Origin of the sequence: Tolypothrix tenuis PCC 7101 (assembly GCF_963874875.1) — a bacterium.
In the GTDB taxonomy this organism is placed as follows: domain Bacteria; phylum Cyanobacteriota; class Cyanobacteriia; order Cyanobacteriales; family Nostocaceae; genus Aulosira; species Aulosira tenue.
The window spans coordinates 2,860,238-2,878,283 of record NZ_CAWNJS010000001.1; the positions used below are offsets into that span (position 1 = coordinate 2,860,238).

At 38.0% G+C, this 18,046-nt stretch carries 10 protein-coding genes; 9 read left to right on the top strand and 1 reads right to left on the bottom strand.

The features are described 5' to 3' along the window. Positions 1-5: 5 nt before the first annotated feature. Entirely contained in the window at positions 6-623 is a 618-nt protein-coding gene (locus AACU25_RS11750; RefSeq protein ID WP_096575781.1) for a TetR/AcrR family transcriptional regulator, read from the bottom strand. A 277-nt stretch (positions 624-900) separates the two neighbouring features. Here AACU25_RS11750 and AACU25_RS11755 point away from each other — a divergent pair, with 277 nt between their 5' ends. The 9 genes from AACU25_RS11755 to AACU25_RS11795 all read left to right on the top strand — a co-directional run bounded on the left by AACU25_RS11755 (position 901) and on the right by AACU25_RS11795 (position 17,813). Beyond that, complete coding sequence (locus AACU25_RS11755; protein WP_096575783.1) at positions 901-2,208, top strand: ABC exporter membrane fusion protein; 1,308 nt, start codon at positions 901-903, stop codon at positions 2,206-2,208. Further along, complete coding sequence (gene devC / locus AACU25_RS11760) at positions 2,205-3,380, top strand: ABC transporter permease DevC (RefSeq protein ID WP_096575785.1); 1,176 nt, start codon at positions 2,205-2,207, stop codon at positions 3,378-3,380. The genes AACU25_RS11755 and devC overlap by 4 nt, the downstream gene beginning before the upstream one ends. Before the next feature lie 107 nt (positions 3,381-3,487). Then, positions 3,488-4,186, top strand: a complete 699-nt coding sequence (locus tag AACU25_RS11765; RefSeq protein ID WP_096575787.1) for a DevA family ABC transporter ATP-binding protein — start codon at positions 3,488-3,490, stop codon at positions 4,184-4,186. A gap of 575 nt (positions 4,187-4,761) precedes the next feature. After that, positions 4,762-5,493 (top strand): DUF928 domain-containing protein, encoded by a 732-nt coding sequence (locus tag AACU25_RS11770; protein ID WP_096575788.1) that lies wholly within the window; start codon positions 4,762-4,764, stop codon positions 5,491-5,493. A gap of 96 nt (positions 5,494-5,589) precedes the next feature. Beyond that, positions 5,590-8,364 carry a CHASE2 domain-containing protein gene (locus AACU25_RS11775; protein ID WP_096575790.1) on the top strand — a complete coding sequence of 925 codons (2,775 nt, stop codon included), beginning with the start codon at positions 5,590-5,592 and terminating at the stop codon, positions 8,362-8,364. Continuing rightward, entirely contained in the window at positions 8,361-9,674 is a 1,314-nt protein-coding gene (locus AACU25_RS11780; protein ID WP_096575792.1) for a hybrid sensor histidine kinase/response regulator, read from the top strand. The genes AACU25_RS11775 and AACU25_RS11780 overlap by 4 nt, the downstream gene beginning before the upstream one ends. 130 nt (positions 9,675-9,804) lie before the next feature. After that, entirely contained in the window at positions 9,805-12,396 is a 2,592-nt protein-coding gene (locus AACU25_RS11785; RefSeq protein WP_096575794.1) for a CHAT domain-containing protein, read from the top strand. Positions 12,397-13,073: 677 nt separating this feature from the next. Then, on the top strand, positions 13,074-14,492 hold the full coding sequence (locus tag AACU25_RS11790) for an NF038122 family metalloprotease (RefSeq protein WP_096575798.1): 1,419 nt from the start codon (positions 13,074-13,076) through the stop codon (positions 14,490-14,492). A gap of 186 nt (positions 14,493-14,678) precedes the next feature. Next, the gene (locus tag AACU25_RS11795; RefSeq protein WP_096575800.1) at positions 14,679-17,813 is read left to right on the top strand and encodes a two-partner secretion domain-containing protein; all 3,135 of its coding nucleotides are present in this window, start codon (positions 14,679-14,681) and stop codon (positions 17,811-17,813) included. Positions 17,814-18,046 lie beyond the last annotated feature (233 nt).

The window sequence follows — 18,046 nt, forward strand, 5'->3', positions numbered from 1 at the left end:
TTTGGTCACTTAGCGTTATTGACAATCAAATCGATCATCGTATTAATCACGCGATCGCTCTCCATTGGTAAAATCTCTTTACCATGCAACACATCCTGAACAATATGAAAATGCACTAATGACCCTAATAAAATCCTGGCCACTGCTTCTGGATCATTAATTTTCAGTTCAGGATGACTAGCAACGTATTGAGTCAGGGTTTCTACCACTGGTTTAATCATGGCGCGCACACAAATCTGCGCTAACTCTGGAAACCGTCCAGATTCGCCAATTAACACCCGCATCAATGCCCGATGTTCTTGATCTGCTACCATGTGCTCTAAAGCTTTGGTTCCTAACTGGCGTAATACAACTGTTGGTTCACCTTGGAGAGGTTCTGTACCAAATATAGAGTTAAACTTTTGCCGTGATAAATGCTCAAGTAATACTTTAAATAGTTCTTCTTTATCCTGAAAGTGGCTGTAGACTGTGGCTTTAGACACCCCCGCAGCGACAGCCACTTTATCCATACTTGTACCAGCATAGCCATGCTTAAGGAACTCCTGCATCGCGCCTTGCAGAATTTGTTCTACTTTCTCAACTGAACTCTCGCGTTCTACTTCGTCAGCTTTTGTGCGTGCCATTTGTGAATCAACTTTGCTTATAAATTATTTTACTGGGGAATGGGGAATGGGGAATGGGTAATGGGTAATGGGAGAGGAGGAAGATGTAGACGCTTTGCGGCTACTCTGCGAGTTCTCCTTCGGAGTACCCGCAGGGTGGGGGATGAAGAGAAAATAACAAACACTAATTACCAATTACCAATTACCAATTACCACTTGACTAAACTACTCGGTTTAGTTTAGCATAATTTTGAACTGGACGGTTTAGTTTAATTGCCGCCAGTAAGAGGGGAATACTATGGCGCAAAACTGGAATTTAACGGGTTTTCGAGCTTCCCAAACTATTTTTAAGTCACCTGCAACCATAGCAATCATTACAGCTTTAGTTACAGCAGGAGCTAGTGTTTATACGGTAAATAAGTTTCAGGCTGATTCTGGGACAAAGCCGGAAGTAACAGCAGCTATGCAACCTGCGGTAAAAACTGTAACTGCGTTGGGAAGACTGGAACCGAACGGCGAGGTAATTAAGCTATCTGCGCCGACGGCTAATGAAGGAAATCGCGTCGAGCAGTTGTTGGTGAAAGAAGGCGATCGCGTCAAAGCAGGACAAGTAATTGCAATTATGGATAGTCGCGATCGCTTACAGGCGAGTTTGGATGAAGCGCAAAGACAGGTGGAAGTTGCTAAATCCCGTCTGGCGCAGGTAAAAGCTGGTGCAAAGCAGGGAGAAATTGCAGCGCGTCAAGCTACTATCAACCGTCTGCAAGTTGAACTAGCAGGAAGCATCAGAACGCAACAAGCCACAATTAATCGTTTAGAAGCAGAACTGCAAGGACAACAGCAAAGTTTACAAGCCACCGTAGCACGTGTAGCGGCTGAGAAAAGCAACGCGCAAGCTGATGTGCAACGCTACGAGAGTTTATATAAAGAAGGTGCAATTTCTAGCCAAGAAGTTGATCGCCGCAGATTAAGCGCTGAAACTTCTACCCAGCAATTTATCGAAAGCCAAGCCACTAAAGCCAGAACTGTCGCCACCCTAGAACAACAAATTAACGAAGCTAAAGCCAATCGCGACAAAACTATAGCCACTCTGCAACAGCAAATTAGTGAAGCTAAAGCCACCCTCAACCAAACTGCGGAAGTTCGTCCCACAGATGTAGCTAACGCGCAAGCCGAGGTAAATAGCGCGCAAGCTGCTGTAGAAAAAATTAGAGCGCAACTCAATCAAGCATATATTCGTGCTCCCAAAGCTGGACAAATTCTCAAAATTAATACCCGTGCTGGTGAAACTGTTGGCAATGATGGGATTGTGGAACTAGGCCAAACCGATCAGATGTATGCAGTTGCAGAAGTATATCAAAGTGATATTCATAAAGTCCGGCCTGGTCAAAAAGTCAAAGTCAGCAGCGATTCTCTTCCAGGGGAATTACAAGGAACCGTCGATTGGATCGGAATGCAGATACAACGGCAAAATGTGATTAATGCCGACCCTTCCAGTAATATTGACGCAAGAATAGTAGAAGTTCATGTGCGGTTAGATCAAGCATCCAGCGCCAAAGCTGCTCAGTTTACCAATTTGCAAGTTAAGGCGGTGATTGAGCAATGATTGGATTTATCTCTCAATTCCAGCGACGCACACCTTTAGGATGGTTGCAATTAAGTCATCAAAGAAGCCGTTTATTAGTTGCACTATCAGGTATTGCCTTTGCAGATGTTCTCATGTTTATGCAACTGGGGTTTCAGACTGCATTGTATGACAGTAACACCAGATTGCACCGCAGTATGCAAGCTGACATTGTGCTGATCAGTCCTCAAGCGCGAAACTTGGCGAATATGTCCAGCTTTACCAGACGGCGACTTTATCAAGCAATGGACTTTCCAGGGGTAAAGTCAGCTGAAGGTATGTATATTAACTTTGGCGATTGGAAGAATCCTCAAACCAAGAAAAAGACGGCGGTGCTAGTCATGGGATTTAACCCTGACAAGCAAGTATTGGACTTACCAGAAGTCAACCGCCAAAAAGATATTGTTAAACTACCAGATACAATGCTTTTCGATCGCGCCTCTAGAGGAGATTACCAAAATGCGATCACCCAAATTAATAGTGGAAAACCTGTCACCACAGAAATCGACCGCCGCACAATAAACATTAACGGCTTATTTTCCGTCGGTGCATCCTTTATTGCCGATGGTACATTAATTACTAGCGACCAGAATTTTTTACGAGTATTTCCCAAACGTGATGCTAGCAGCTTGAGTATTGGTTTAATTCAAGTGCAACCAGGGTACGACCCCAAGCAAACTGCTACAGCCTTAAAATCTCATCTAGGTGAAGATGTCAAAGTTTTAACCAAAGCAGAGTTTATCGAATTTGAAAAAGATTACTGGAAAACCAACACTGCGATCGGCTTTATCTTCAGCCTCGGCGTATCTATGGGATTCATGGTTGGCGTGATCATCGTTTATCAAGTTCTCTCAACAGATGTCAACGCCCACATGAAAGAATACGCCACCTTCAAAGCGATGGGTTACAACAACCTCTACTTATTAGGTATCGTCTTTGAAGAAGCGATAATTATGGCAATATTAGGCTTTCTACCTGGCTTCGGCGTTTCTATAGGACTATATGCACTGACAAGGAACGCTACAAATTTACCTTTATATATGACCTTAGCCAGAGCCATCCAGGTACAAGTACTCACCATCATTATGTGCATGATTTCCGGTGCGATCGCCACACGTAAAGTTCAATCTGCTGACCCCGCAGATATGTTTTAGTCATTTGTCATTTGGTAATTGGTAATTGGTAATTGGTAATGGGAATTGATACCCCAGTCCCCAATCACCAGTCTCCAGTCCCCAGTCCCTAATCCCCAATCCCTGCTATGAATCCAGTAATCTCTATCCAAAAACTCGACCACTACTTTGGTCAAGGTCAACTGAAGAAGCAAGTTTTGTTTGATATCAATTTAGAAATCAATGCTGGCGAAATTATCATCATGACTGGGCCTTCGGGTTCTGGTAAAACTACATTATTAACTTTGGTGGGAGGCTTGCGTTCTGCTCAATCTGGTAGTTTGCAAATATTGGGAAGGGAACTCTGCGGTGCAAATGCAGCGCAACTTACCGAAGCTAGACGCAGCCACGGTTATATTTTCCAAGCGCATAACTTGCATGGTAGTTTGACCGCTCTTCAGAATGTGAGAATGGGGTTAGAACTGCATCAAGATATTTCACCGCAGGACATGAAACAGCGCTCGGCGGAAATGCTAGAGCAGGTAGGATTAGGACAGCGCCTCAATTACTATCCTGATGATTTATCAGGTGGACAAAAACAACGGGTGGCGATCGCACGTGCTTTAGTTAGTCGTCCTAAAATTGTCCTAGCAGATGAACCAACGGCGGCGCTTGATAGTAAATCCGGGCGAGATGTGGTTAACCTCATGCAACAATTAGCCAAGGAACAAGGCTGTACAATCTTGATGGTGACTCATGACAACCGGATTTTAGACATAGCCGATCGCATCGTTCACATGGAAGATGGTAAGCTAGCACAGGATCGGGCTGTAACCGTAGCAGTATGAAATTTACATATTAAAATTTGTTCACAATATTCTGAGGCTGGTATCTGTTCTCTTCATCAGAGCGATCGCACAATTCTTTTAAAGCTACCAGTTAACTCATACAGCATACTACAAAGTAGTGATAGCCTGATTCAGGACATAAAATTGTTATGTTCTGACTTTTGTAATTAATGAATCTAAAAAGTGTTGTATTACCATTAGTAATCAAATTCAATTTTCATCCATAGATAACAGCCCGAATAATTTGCATTTATCAATAGAAATTAATCTAGTCAATTACATAGCTTAAAAATCAGCTAACACTCAATTAACATGCTAATTATTTCTATGTAATTGTTTATATATGCAGCCTAATTCTTTTTATAAATACCTTGATTAATTATTAATTACTAAATAAAAAATCGATAAAATTTCAAGTTTTTTGAGTATTTTCCTCAGCTTTGCGTACTTATACTGATGGCAAGTGAAAATACTGTAAATAAACTATTATTATTTGATTTTATGCCATATTAGTAACTGTAGTTATTATTGATCAAGCAGTTAGAAAAATAGCTGCTCACAATATAAGTTAGTTTATGCCAGCAAAAATTCGACATTTTTTGAAATCACCACTTTTAGGAATAGCATTGATAATTTCATCATCTATTTTTCCTATATCCATAACATCAGTGATGGCAGGAGTAACGTTTAAACCTCCAGGAGCGCAAGCACCTCAACGCTCATCTGGGGGAGGCTCAAGGGATGGCGATATTTGTGGATTTGGAACGAAAGTCTCCAATAGTGTATCGGTGACACCGTTAATGCCCAATTCTAATATTGGCTTTACTGTGGCAGATCGTCCCACAATATTTGTCTACCTTCCAGGTAGTAAAGCGCAAAAAGCATTGTTTACGCTCCAAGATGATGGCTCGAAAACTTATTATCAGACAACCTTAACGTTGCCACAAAAACCGGGAGTGATGGAAGTAAAACTGCCAACTTCTGTGCCAGCGCTGAAAACAAACAAAAATTATAAATGGTCTTTAGTCATGATTTGCACTGAAGAGCTAGACACAGATAGTCCTTGGGTAGGTGGATGGATTCGCCGTGTAGAAGCTGATCGCACTTTAACTAGTAACAATCAAAAACCCATATCATTAGAGCTAATTTCTAAATTAGCTGAGACTGGTATTTGGTATGATTCTTTGTCTATTCTGGCAGAATTAAGGCGATCGCAACCAAATAATCAAGCTTTAACTAATGCTTGGCAAGACCTTTTAAAATCAGTTAATTTAAATGTGATTGCCAACGAACCACTTGTTAATTAATTAACTAATAGGAACTAAAGCTAAAGTGGGGAATAAACAATTATTAAATTATTCCCCACTTTCTATTTTTATAAAATTATTAATTATCAATTTAAAATGGGCTTATTGTTGAAAGCATTATTCGCAAATTTATTTAGGACAGGTTTAATTAGGACAATTTTTAAGCATTGGCGCTTTGTATTGATAACGGCTCCTAGCATCAGCATCTTGGTGATTGCTGGGGGTATGACAGGTTTATTTCAACTCCTGGAATGGACTACTATGGAGCAGTTTTTTGCTCTACGACCTCTAGAAGCACGAGAAAAGCGTATTCTCATTGTCACTATTGATGAAAAAGACATTACTCAAGTTGGTAAATGGCCGATTCCTGATGCTGTTTTAGCTCAACTCCTCACAAAACTCAAGGCTCAACAACCAGCAGCTATTGGTATGGATATTTATCGAGATTTGCCAGTAGAACCAGGGTATGAAGAATTAGTTGCAGTGATGAAATCTACACCTAACTTAATAGGTGTCAAGAAACTTGCAGGGGATATGGTAGCTCCATCACCAACTTTATCTACACAAGGACAAATAGCGCTTTCTGATTTTGTTTTGGATACAGATGGTAAAGTCAGGCGGGGTTTGCTTTCGGCTGGCGATCGCAACGGGGAAATTTTTTTAGGTTTAGCAACGCGCTTAAGCTTAATTTATCTAGAACGTCAACATATTTCTCTAGAAGCAATAGATCAAACAGAGACTACCTTGCAATTAGGTAAAGCCATATTTACACCCTTAAAAGGTCATGAGTTTATTTATCGCGGTGCAGATGTTGGCGGATACCAAATTTTATTGAACTATCGAGGATGTAAAAATCATTTCGATACAGTCAGAATGCGGGATATACTAAATAATTCTATTTCAGAAGAGTTAGTGCGCGATCGCATTGTTTTGATTGGTACTACAGCTAAGAGTATCAATGACTTTTTCAACGTTGCTTACAATCCGAAAAATCGCAAAGATACTGAACCAATGGCAGGGGTTGTACTTCACGCCAATTTAACTAGTCAAATTTTAAGTGCTGCATTAGATAGTAGACCTCTCATTCAAGTATGGTCTTACCATGCAGAATGGCTATGGGTTTTATGCTGGTCATTTATTAGTAGTATTCTGACTTGGCAATTATTGCACGTGAAATCTTTTGGTAAATGGAGATTGCCAGGATTACCGATAGTAGGAATTATCTTTGCAGCTGCTACTCTTTTAGGTAGCAGCTATTTTGCTTTTTTAGCAGGTTGGTGGATTCCTAGCATTTCACCATTACTAGCTGTCCTTATCTGTGGAATTGTCATCACCAATTTTTATAAACAATCACAACTAGAAAAAGCAAATGAGGAATTACAGGAGTACTCTTACACCTTAGAACGAAAAGTCAGCGATCGCACTAAAGAATTAGAAGTTGCTAAAATTGCTGCTGATGTTGCCAACCAAGCTAAAAGCGAATTTTTAGCTAATATGAGTCATGAACTGCGAACACCTTTAAATGGAATTCTAGGTTACGCACAAATTCTCGAACGTTCTGAAAAAATAGAGTCTTCAGAATTGAATGGCATCAAAATTATTCATCAATGTGGTTCTCACCTACTCACTCTCATCAATGATATTTTAGACCTGTCAAAAATTGAAGCTCGAAAACTAGAACTACACAAAACAAACTTTGATTTCTCTTTCTTTTTAATCGGCGTAGTAGAAATATGTCGGATACGCGCTCAAGAAAAAGGCATCTCATTTATTGATCAATTAGCTCCTCAACTTCCTCGAGGAATCAATGCTGATGAAAAACGGTTGCGGCAAGTTTTAATTAATTTATTAGGTAATGCAATTAAATTTACCGATGTTGGTAGCGTAACTTTTAAAGTGGAAGTATTACAAACAGAAAATAATCCTGAAAATATATTGAGTAAAATTCGCTTTCAAATTGAAGATACAGGTGTAGGAATGACACCCGAACAGCTAGAAAAGATTTTTTTACCTTTTGAGCAAGTAGGCGATAAAAATAAACAAGTGGAAGGTACAGGATTAGGATTAGCAATTAGCTGCAAATTAGCTGAATTAATGGGTAGCAAAATTAACGTAACTAGTACTTTATCAGCTGGTAGTCAATTTTGGTTCGATGTGAATCTAGAAGTTATTGAAACAGCTATCAATACTACTACTGTATCTTCCAAGAAAAAAATTGTCGGTATTCAAGATAAAAAACCAAAGATTTTAATTGTAGATGACCAACCAGAAAATCGTTCTGTAATTATCAATCTCCTGCAAGCAATAGGATTTAGTTGCTGGGAAGCTACTAATGGAAAAGAAGGTTTAGAAATAGCCATAGAGATTCAGCCAGACTTAATTGTCACTGATTTAAAAATGCCCATCATGGACGGTTTTGAAATGATGCATAATTTAAGAAATTTGCATCAGTTTAAAAATGTGCCAATTATTGTTTCATCTGCCAGTGTCTTTGAAAATGACCAAATAAAAAGTTTAGCAGTGGGAGGTAATGAATTTTTAGCCAAACCGTTTGAGATAGATGAAATATTTAAAATTTTAGAAAAACATTTACAACTGACTTGGATTTATCAAGAAGATAGCGAATCAGCACTAGATTCTGAAAATCAAACAGAGCCAGTAATCATTCCTCCACCTGCAACTGAATTAGATCAGCTGTTTGATTTAGTAATGAGAGGTAATTTTCATAGTATACAAATACTATTGAATGAGATTGAAGCTGCAGATCAAAAATTTGCACCTTTTTGTCACCAAATTAGAAAACTGGCTGATAACTTTCAAGGCAAACCTATTCGGGCAATTATTAAATCTTATCAGGATATCAATTCATGAAACCTATTAATGTTGAAGAAGCTACTATTATGATTGTTGATGACAATCAGACCAATCTCAAAGTTTTATGTAATGCTATCTCTAACTATGGCTGGGAAATTTTGATTGCCACCGATGGTCAAAGTGCTATTGAACAAGCTGAATATGCTCAACCAGATTTAATTTTATTAGATGTGATGATGCCAGGTATTGATGGATTTCATACCTGCCAAATTCTCAAAAAAAATCCTGCAACTCATGATATACCAATAATTTTTTTGAGCGCTCTATCAGATAAATTTGATAAGGTGCAAGGGCTGTTAATTGGAGGTGTAGATTATATTACTAAACCTTTTCAAAAAGAAGAAGTTTTAGCAAGAGTTCACGTCCATTTAAAAATCCGATTTTTAACAAAACAACTAGAATTGCAGAATCAACAGTTGGAACAAAGGATAGAAGAACGTACCACCAAGCTTTCCCTAGCACTGGATGAATTAAAGCAATCTCAACTCCAATTAGTGCAGAACGAAAAATTGTCTACTCTCGGTCAATTAGTTGCTGGTGTAGCTCATGAAATTAACAATCCCCTCACTTCTTTAACAGGTAATTTGCATTTTATTGGCAATTATATCGATGACTTAGTTAACCACTTGCAACTTTATCGCCAACACTATTCAGACCCACCTACGGATATTGTTAAAGATGCCAAAATGATAGATTTAGAGCAAATTATCAAAGATTTGCCTGCATTGCTTTCATATATGAATATCGGTGTAGAACGCATCAGTGATATTAGCACTAGTTTACGTACTTTTTCCCGTACAGATACATCTCATAAAGTAGATTTTGATATTCACGAAGGTATTGATAGTACTTTGCTAATTCTGCAGCATCGTCTGAAGGCGAGTAATAAGCGATCGCAAATATTAGTCATGAAGAATTATGGTAACATACCCCTGGTTAAATGCTATCCTGGGCAAGTTAGCCAAGTATTTATGAATATTATTTCTAACTCTATTGACGCTTTTGATGAGAAAAATGAAAAATTACCTATTCCAGAAAATGCCGGATATGAAATTGTGATTGAAACCCGATTAAATCGGGATGAAAATTTGCTGATTATCACCTTTACTGATAATGCTTCTGGGATTGCGTCGGAACTGATAGAGCAAATATTTGACCAATTTTTTACTACTAAATCAATTGGTAAAGGTACTGGACTTGGTTTATCTATTAGTAAACAAATTATTGAAGAAAAACACCAAGGAAAAATCCAATGTTTTTCAGTATTAGGAGAAGGTACAAAATTTGTCATTGAAATCCCTATATAAGCATGAAATCCTGGGATACTTAAAAGTAAAATTGATCCTTTAAACAAAACCTATAGTGAAATAAAACGAGGATTTTAGGGAACAGTAGAAAATAGGTTTCTATTGCTAGTCACTATGGGAATGTAAATTTATGCACAAAAATAAACAGCTCATTTACTCTTTTGCTTATACAACGAACTTAGGGTTCCTGACATTATTTGTCGTCACAGCTAGCATTCCAGCCCAAGCAAATATCAATTTGCACTCAGAAATTCAAGATGGGAAAATCACAACAAGCTTGGCCTTAAACCCCAATTCCCTGCTGGAACAGGGTAGACTTCAGTTTGCTGCAGGACGCTTTACCGAAGCAGCAAAACTTTGGGAAGCTGCGTCTGTTGCTTTTGCACAACAAGGTGACACTATCAACCAAGCTTGGAGTTTGAGTTATCTATCTTTAGCGTTACAAAGCTTAGGAGATTGGCACAAGGCGGAAGTTTCAATTACTAACAGTCTCAATCTTCTGCAACGCCTGAACACCAAAAATCAAAATAATGCTGCAATTTGGGCAGTAGCTTTCAATACTCTAGGAAATCTCCAACTTACCAAAGGACAAGGAGAAGCTGCTTTACAAGCTTGGCAAGATGCAGAAAAAAATTATGCTCAAGCTGGTGATGATGCAGGGAAAATAGGTAGTCAAATTAACCAAGCGCAAGCACTACAGGCTTTAGGATTTTATCGCAGAGCGCAGAAGTTGTTAATAGCTATCAATCAAAAGCTGCAAAATCAGCCAGATTCCATCATTAAGGCTAAAGCATTGCAAAGCTTGGGAGTTGTTTTGCAACAGGTGGGAAATTTAAAGCAATCTCAGGAAATTTTAAAGCAAAGTTTAGCAATTAGTACTCGCCTGAACTCTACAGACAATATCGGCGATGTTCTTTTTAGCTTGGGAAATACAGCTAGAGATTTACAACAAACTGCAGAGGCTTTAGATTATTATCAACAAGTGCTAGCTAAGGCAACTAATCCCCAACTACACCTAGAAGCACAACTCAATCAACTCAGCCTGTATTTAGACAATGCACAAGTACAAGCTGCTAATGCTTTATTACCTGAAATTCAATCACAACTAGAGAATTTGCCCCCTAGCCGGATGTCTATCTATGCCACAGTCAACTTGGCGCGTAGTTTGGCTAAGTTGAAAAAATTGGCTGGAGGCAATCAAGATTTAGCTAAAGAAGCCGCAGTAACTTTAGCACGTGCCATACAACAAGCCGACACTTTGAAAGACTTACGTGCTAAAGCTTATGCCTTAAATGAATTAGGAAAATTATATTTTGAGCAGCAGCAGTTGTCTGAGGCTTTGCAACTTACCCAAAAAGCATTGACAATTTCTCAAGAAATTAATGCTGCGGACATTGCTTATCAGGCTTCCTGGCAAGTTGGGCGCATTCTTAAAATTAAGGGTAACACTGAAGGTGCGATCGCAGCTTATAGTTTTTCTGTCAAAACCCTCAAGTCACTGCGTAGCGACTTAGTGGCGATTAACCGTGATGTCCAGTTTTCCTTTCAAGAGAGTGTAGAACCAGTTTATCGGGAGTTAGTTGATTTATTACTACAATCTCACCCCAGCCAGAAAAACTTAAAGCAAGCGCGAGAAACCATTGAAGCGCTACAACTCGCTGAATTAGATAATTTCTTCCACGAAGCTTGTTTAAATGGTAAACCAGAGCAAATCGACAAAATCGACAAAAATGCAGCTGTTATCTACCCAATTATTTTAGGCGATCGCTTAGAAGTAGTTGTCTCGATTTCCGGGCAACCCCTAATTAATTACAAAACTGACATCTCAAAAGCGGAAATAGAAAAGACAATCAAACAGATGCGTCAATCTCTCAACCCTGCTTTTTCCCAAGAGAGTGCTTTATCTGTTTCCCAAAAACTCTACGACTTACTTATCCGTCCAGCCGAATCGCAGTTAGCCAATAGTAAAGTCAAAACATTGACCTTTGTGTTAGATGGTTCCTTGCGAAATTTACCGATGGCGGCTTTGTATGATGGCGAAAATTATTTAGTAGAGAAATATAGCTTGGCTTTATCGCCAGGAATGCAATTATTGCAAGCCCACTCCCTCAAGCGAGAGAATATTAAAGTTATTACAGCTGCACTCAGCGAAGCACGCCAAGGGTTTAAAGCGTTACCAGCTGTTAAGTCAGAAGTCACAGAAATTAGCGCTGAAATTTCTTCACAGCTACTTTTGAATGAAAAATTTACCGACGCTAATCTGCAAACAGCCATCAAATCCATTCCTTTTTCTGTATTGCATCTTGCTACTCATGGTCAGTTTAGTAGTAAATCAGATGATACTTTTATCCTTAGCTGGGATAGCAAGATTAACGTTAAGGAATTAAGTGAGTTTCTCAAATCCAGAAATGAAGTTAATTCTATACCTGTAGAATTAATGGTTCTCAGTGCTTGCCAAACAGCAAAGGGAGACAATCGCGCAATATTAGGTTTGGCGGGAGTAGCAGTACGTTCTGGCGCACGCAGTACTATAGCTACTTTGTGGGCAGTACAAGACGAGTCTACAGCTAAATTTATGGTTGAGTTTTATAAACATCTCAAAAAACCTGGAATTGGTAAAGCAGAAGCTTTGCGACAAACTCAACTGACTTTTTTACAAGATGCTAATTTTCAGCACCCATATTATTGGTCAGCATTTGTGTTGGTAGGAAATTGGCTGTAGCTGGTTGACAGCCCTTTGGGTAATTTCAATAAAGTTAATAGCTAGCTGATAAGCTGTTCCATATTTAACTTGCATATATTGGGCGGGCAAGATGCCTACTCCACAATAAATATACAATTTCAGATTATGCAAACTAAATGTGGTTTAGCTTATACCATTTTGAAAAAAGAACGCGACAAATGAGTAGGGGCACGGCACCAGTAAGATATTTGATCTGCCAAAAGATTGAGGATGCCGTGCCCTTACAAAGAATTTATCTGTCGCAAACATTATTTGAATTGGTATTACCATTTTTCACAAATGGTATTAAATGGCATGAGCAGATGAATTTTATTATTTATCCAAATGGCTGATCTTAATTATCAGTATTCTTACTAAATTAAAATTATAAATTTTGATTTATTAGGATAATAACTCAAAAAAATCAGTATTTATAGCATGGCTAATGACTGTAAAAGCTATCTTTAAGAAGACTATTAATAATTATAGATAGGTAAGATATGTTATTTTTATAGAATTGCCTAATAAATTACAATTTGTAGGGATATTATAACTGGATAGCCAATAAAAATTTATCCATAATTAATATGAATTCATAGTAAATAAATTTATTATTTAGGTTTTTGGAGTTATCTTGTAAATTAATTATAATTTTTGATTTACAGAGGATTACGAGTATGTCATCCCAGAAGCAGAACAATCACAAATGTACTAAAACTAATAATTTTTCTCAGTTAATAACGCTAGCGCTAGCATCAACTACTATCATCAGTCATACCTTACCAGCCCAAGCAGTAACATTTAACTTTACATACGATACAGGTGTAACTTATGAGCAAAAAATTGCTTTTGAATTCGCAGGAAGATACTGGGCTGATTACCTAAGTGATGATGCTACTGTTAACATTCACGTTGATTTTGCTTCTTCTAGTAAATTGCCAAAAGGTATGCTTGGTGGCTCTATTCCAGCGTTTGTAAATAATTTGAGCTATAACTCTTTTTGGAATGCATTGAATAATGATCGCCAATCTCAATTTGATTACACAGCTGTAAGCAATTTATCTTCCAGTACACAATGGCAGTCTATTTTTCAAAATCTACAGCAAGAAACACTCACGCTTTCTAATAACACAATTACTTTAACTCAAGCCAACGCCAAAGCATTAAATTTAATTGATAAAAATAGCACTGCCTTAGATGGAGTCATCATTTTAAATGAGCTAGATAATACTGGTTATGGATGGGTAAACAGCGGTTACATCCGTACTAGTGTCAATAGCTCGTACACTAAACCATTTGACCTCTACAGTGTTGCTGTTCACGAAATCGCACATATCTTAGGATTTGTTAGTAGTCTCGATGGCATTAATGCTAAGAACTACAATGATTTAGATTTACGTAAAAAACTTTTTACTCCCTTTGATTTATTCCGTTATTCTGACTCTAGTAAAACTCAAGGTTTATCAGACTTAAGTAACAGTAATGCTAGTTACTTCTCTATTGATAGTGGTATTAGCAACATAGGTTATTTATCTGCTGGTCAGGATACTAGTATTAAGGGCGATGGCTTTCAAGGCAGCCATTGGAAAAATTACACTAATAGTATTGGTGTGATGGCACCAGCTTTACGTGTTAGCGCTGTGCGTGAAGCCGATGAACGAGACCTCAATGTTTTAGATGTGATTGGTTGGAACAGAAAATCTAGGATTTATTCTAATAACTATTACACATTAGATTCACAAATCCAATATGCTAATATCTCGGCTAATTCCGCATTAACTTCACAAGCCCAATTTGCTGCTGCTTGGATTAAAGAAATTAACCGTAATTTCGATATTGCAAATATGTTACACTTAAATCGTTGGGGTGGTAGTAGCACCACTAGTACTTTAAATCAAACACAAGACCTAGTCGATATTCTCGCCCAAGAAGGTGTTTTTGAAATGGGTGGTTTTTGGGACACTATCGATGAGCAAGAGAATGTTACTTCTGTTCCGGAACCAGCCAATAATGCTGGATTAATCGGTATTGGCTTATTAGGCTTAATTGGTTTGAAATTGAAAAAGTTTTCTCGCCATTATCTCAATTCTATATAGAGCCTGTTCCCCTCCCCCTGCAATCCTTGCCAGTTCTAGGATACCAGCAGGGGTGTTTTATGTGGCTTGGGATTACTAGCGATGAGTTAGCTAATTTTTTTTGTGAATAATTTCTGGTTAGTTAAGCAAAATTTTTGGGAACCCTAAAAATGTCACCTCTATGAATAGTAGCCCTGCACTAACCAGATGTTTAAAATTTCAGAAAGTACAAGTTTATTATTGATACTCAATAAAACTAAACAGCCACTTTTAATTTTATTTTATATTTTATATTTATTAATTATTAATCAATTAAAGGGATTTGCACAAATTATCCCAGATAATAACCTGCCATCAAATTCTCTAACTGTTACTTCAGGAAACGTTATTGAAATTCAAGGTGGAACTCAAGTTGGTACTAACCTTTTTCATAGTTTTGAGCAATTTTCTGTCAACACAGGCAACACGGCTTTTTTTAATAATCCTTTAGAAATTAATAATATTATCACTCGGGTCACAGGCAGTTCGATTTCTCAAATTGATGGCTTAATTCGTACTAATGGCATAGCAAATTTATTTTTAATTAACCCCAATGGTATTATTTTTGGTACCAATGCTAGCTTAAACATAGGTGGTTCTTTTTTTGCAAGTACAGCGAATAGCATTAAATTTTCTGATGGCAGTATTTATAGTGCAGTTAATCCGCAACAACAAACTTTATTAACTATCAATACTCCTCTTGGCTTGCAGTATGGAGTAAACCCCGGAAATATCACTGTACAAGGGTCAGGTAATCAATTATTTGTAGATGAGTTTTATGCCACTTCTAGAGAAAATCGACCTGTAGGATTAGAGGTAAAAACTGGTAATACTCTGGCATTAGTTGGCGGTAATCTTGATTTAGAAGGTGGGAATTTAACAGCAGCGCAAGGTAGAGTGGAAGTTGGCGCTGTTAAAGATAGTTTCGTTACCATTAATTACAATAATTCCGGTTTAAATTTAAGTTACGAGGGAGTGAATAATTTTGCAGATATTAATCTCAATGCTGCTGCTTCTATAGATGTGAGTGGCGATGGTAGTGGTCATGTTCAAGTTATCGGTAAAAATATTAATTTAACCGATGGTTCGGCAATTTTAGCCAATACTGAACATGATTTAAATGGAGGTAGTATCAAGATTAAAGCTGCAGAATTACTCAATGTTAGTGGTTCTAATAATGATTCTGGTTTGCCGACAATTATCTCTACCGATGTGTCTCCAAAAGCTAGCGGTAATGGTGGTAGCATCGATATTGTTGCTCAAAAATTAACTGCAACTGGTGGTGGACAAATTAGTAGTACTACCTTTGGCCTAGGAAGTGGGGGAACAGTTAATATTCAAGCCGAAGATATAGAACTAGTTTTCGGTGGACCTTTGGGGCCTAGTGGGATATTCGCTAGTACTGTTTCTGGTGGGGGTAATGCGGGAAAAATTGCGATCGCAACTAATAATCTACTAGTTACTGATGGCGCACAAATATCAACTACTAGTTTTTCTGGTACAGGTAATGCTGGGGAAATCCAGATTACTGCGAAAAAAGCACAATTTATCGGTACAGCCTTTGGAGAATTTTCTAGTAGTTTATTAGCTAGTACTTCTTCTGTTGGTAATGGCGGTAATATTTTCCTGAATACTGATAGCTTAGAAGTTAAAAAAGGCGCACAAATTCACAATAGTACATTTGCTTCTGGTGGTGCAGGAAAATTAGAAATTATAGCTAAAAATATAGAATTAAGTGGTACAGATTCCGGCACAATTGCTAGTGGTTTGTTTAGCAATGTTGAAAAAGGTGCAACAGGTAATGGAGGCTTATTAAAAGTTACAACAGAGAATTTGAATTTATTTGATGGTGCGGCGATAGTTGCCAAAACTGCTGGCTCAGGAAATGCTGGGAAGATAGATATTGCTGCTAAAAATATACAAGTTATAGGAACATCTAATAATCCACTGCCGACAATAATTGCCGCCGATGTTCAAAGTCAGGCGACAGGTGCTGGGGGTGAGTTAAATATTAATACTGAAACTCTATATTTAAGAAATGCTGGGCAAATTGCAACTAGCACTTTTGGTACAGGTAATGCTGGGGTTTTAAATATTCAAGCTCATGATATAAATTTAAGTGGTTTTATTTCTGGCGGTAGTAGTGGTTTATTCAGTAATGCTGTGACCAATAGTGGTAATGGTGGTCAGTTAAATATCTCAACAGATAAATTAACTATTAGAGATGGTGCAACCATTGCTGCTAGTAACTTTTCTAGTCGTAACCCTAATCTTGCACCAGGAACAGGTTTAGCAGGTGATATTAAAATTGATGCTCGATTAATTGAGCTTTTTGATAGTACTGCTTCCAATATTAAAAGTAGTATTAATGCTACTACTTTTAATGGTGGTGGGGGCAATATTCAAATAAATACTAAAGAATCTGTAGTAGCTAGTAATAATAGTTTAATTACTGCGGATACTAAAGGTAATGCTAATGGTGGCACTATTAGAGTTAATACTAATTTGCTGTCATTGAATAGTGGAGCTACCTTAAGTACTAATAGTACAGGATTAGGTCAAGCTGGTGATATTTTTATTAACGCTAATCAAGTCAGAGCAAATCAAGGGTTAATTACGGCTACTGCTACTCAATCAGGTGGCGGCAATATTACTTTAAATAATAACTTTCTCTTTTTGCAGAACAATAGCCTCATTAGTAGCAGCGTTACTGATAGCACGGGAGGCGGAGGTAATCTTTTTATTAATAGTGATTTTATTGTTAATTACAATAATAGCGATATCAGAGCTAACGCTGTTTTTGGCAATGGGGGTAATATTCAAATTTACACCCAAGGAATTTTTCAAAATCAAGATAGCGAAATTGATGCAAGTTCTACATTTGGCATTGATGGTGTCGTCAAAATAACTAACCCAGAAGACGTTCAAAAGATTGCTATTGCAGAATTACCAAAGGATATAGTGGATGTTACTCAGTTAGTAGCTAAAGCTTGTAGTGCTAGTAAAACTAATGAGTTTGTCATCATCGGAAAGGGAGGATTACCAGCAAATCCCACTGATATGCTGAGAGGACAAACAGTTTGGACAGATTTGCGGCAATTATCTACAAACAGTAATACACAAAATAAATTAGGAGCAGCAAATCCAGAAAAGCTGGCTTCAACTTCTCCAACACCAACACATATTATTGAGGCTCAAGGATGGGTAATTAATCGCGATGGCACTATAGAATTAGTGGCTCATTCACCAGAGATACCTGCTGTAGTACCTGTGAGTTATGTAGCTAAATGTACTGGCTCTTAAATTTTGATCAGCCATTTTTCATACATAAATTGGGTGGGCTATATTGCCAGTGGTGTCAACTTAACGTGAAACCCGCTTAGTTGCAAGGTTTCGCCCTCACCCCCAGCCCCTCTCCCGCAGGCAGAGGGGAGCAAGAGATTTATTTCCCCTTCTCCCGGGGGAGAAGGGGTTAGGGGATGAGGGCGCGAGGTATTTGTACAAAGCCCGCCCTATATAGCTTTTAGCTTAAGTTG

What these genes read in the sequence shown, in the direction of transcription:
- AACU25_RS11750 (WP_096575781.1), bottom strand. Translation starts at nt 623, where the DNA reads ATGGCACGCACAAAAGCTGACGAAGTAGAACGCGAGAGTTCAGTTGAG.
- AACU25_RS11755 (WP_096575783.1), top strand. Translation starts at nt 901, where the DNA reads ATGGCGCAAAACTGGAATTTAACGGGTTTTCGAGCTTCCCAAACTATT.
- devC (WP_096575785.1), top strand. Translation starts at nt 2,205, where the DNA reads ATGATTGGATTTATCTCTCAATTCCAGCGACGCACACCTTTAGGATGG.
- AACU25_RS11765 (WP_096575787.1), top strand. Translation starts at nt 3,488, where the DNA reads ATGAATCCAGTAATCTCTATCCAAAAACTCGACCACTACTTTGGTCAA.
- AACU25_RS11770 (WP_096575788.1), top strand. Translation starts at nt 4,762, where the DNA reads ATGCCAGCAAAAATTCGACATTTTTTGAAATCACCACTTTTAGGAATA.
- AACU25_RS11775 (WP_096575790.1), top strand. Translation starts at nt 5,590, where the DNA reads ATGGGCTTATTGTTGAAAGCATTATTCGCAAATTTATTTAGGACAGGT.
- AACU25_RS11780 (WP_096575792.1), top strand. Translation starts at nt 8,361, where the DNA reads ATGAAACCTATTAATGTTGAAGAAGCTACTATTATGATTGTTGATGAC.
- AACU25_RS11785 (WP_096575794.1), top strand. Translation starts at nt 9,805, where the DNA reads ATGCACAAAAATAAACAGCTCATTTACTCTTTTGCTTATACAACGAAC.
- AACU25_RS11790 (WP_096575798.1), top strand. Translation starts at nt 13,074, where the DNA reads ATGTCATCCCAGAAGCAGAACAATCACAAATGTACTAAAACTAATAAT.
- AACU25_RS11795 (WP_096575800.1), top strand. Translation starts at nt 14,679, where the DNA reads ATGTTTAAAATTTCAGAAAGTACAAGTTTATTATTGATACTCAATAAA.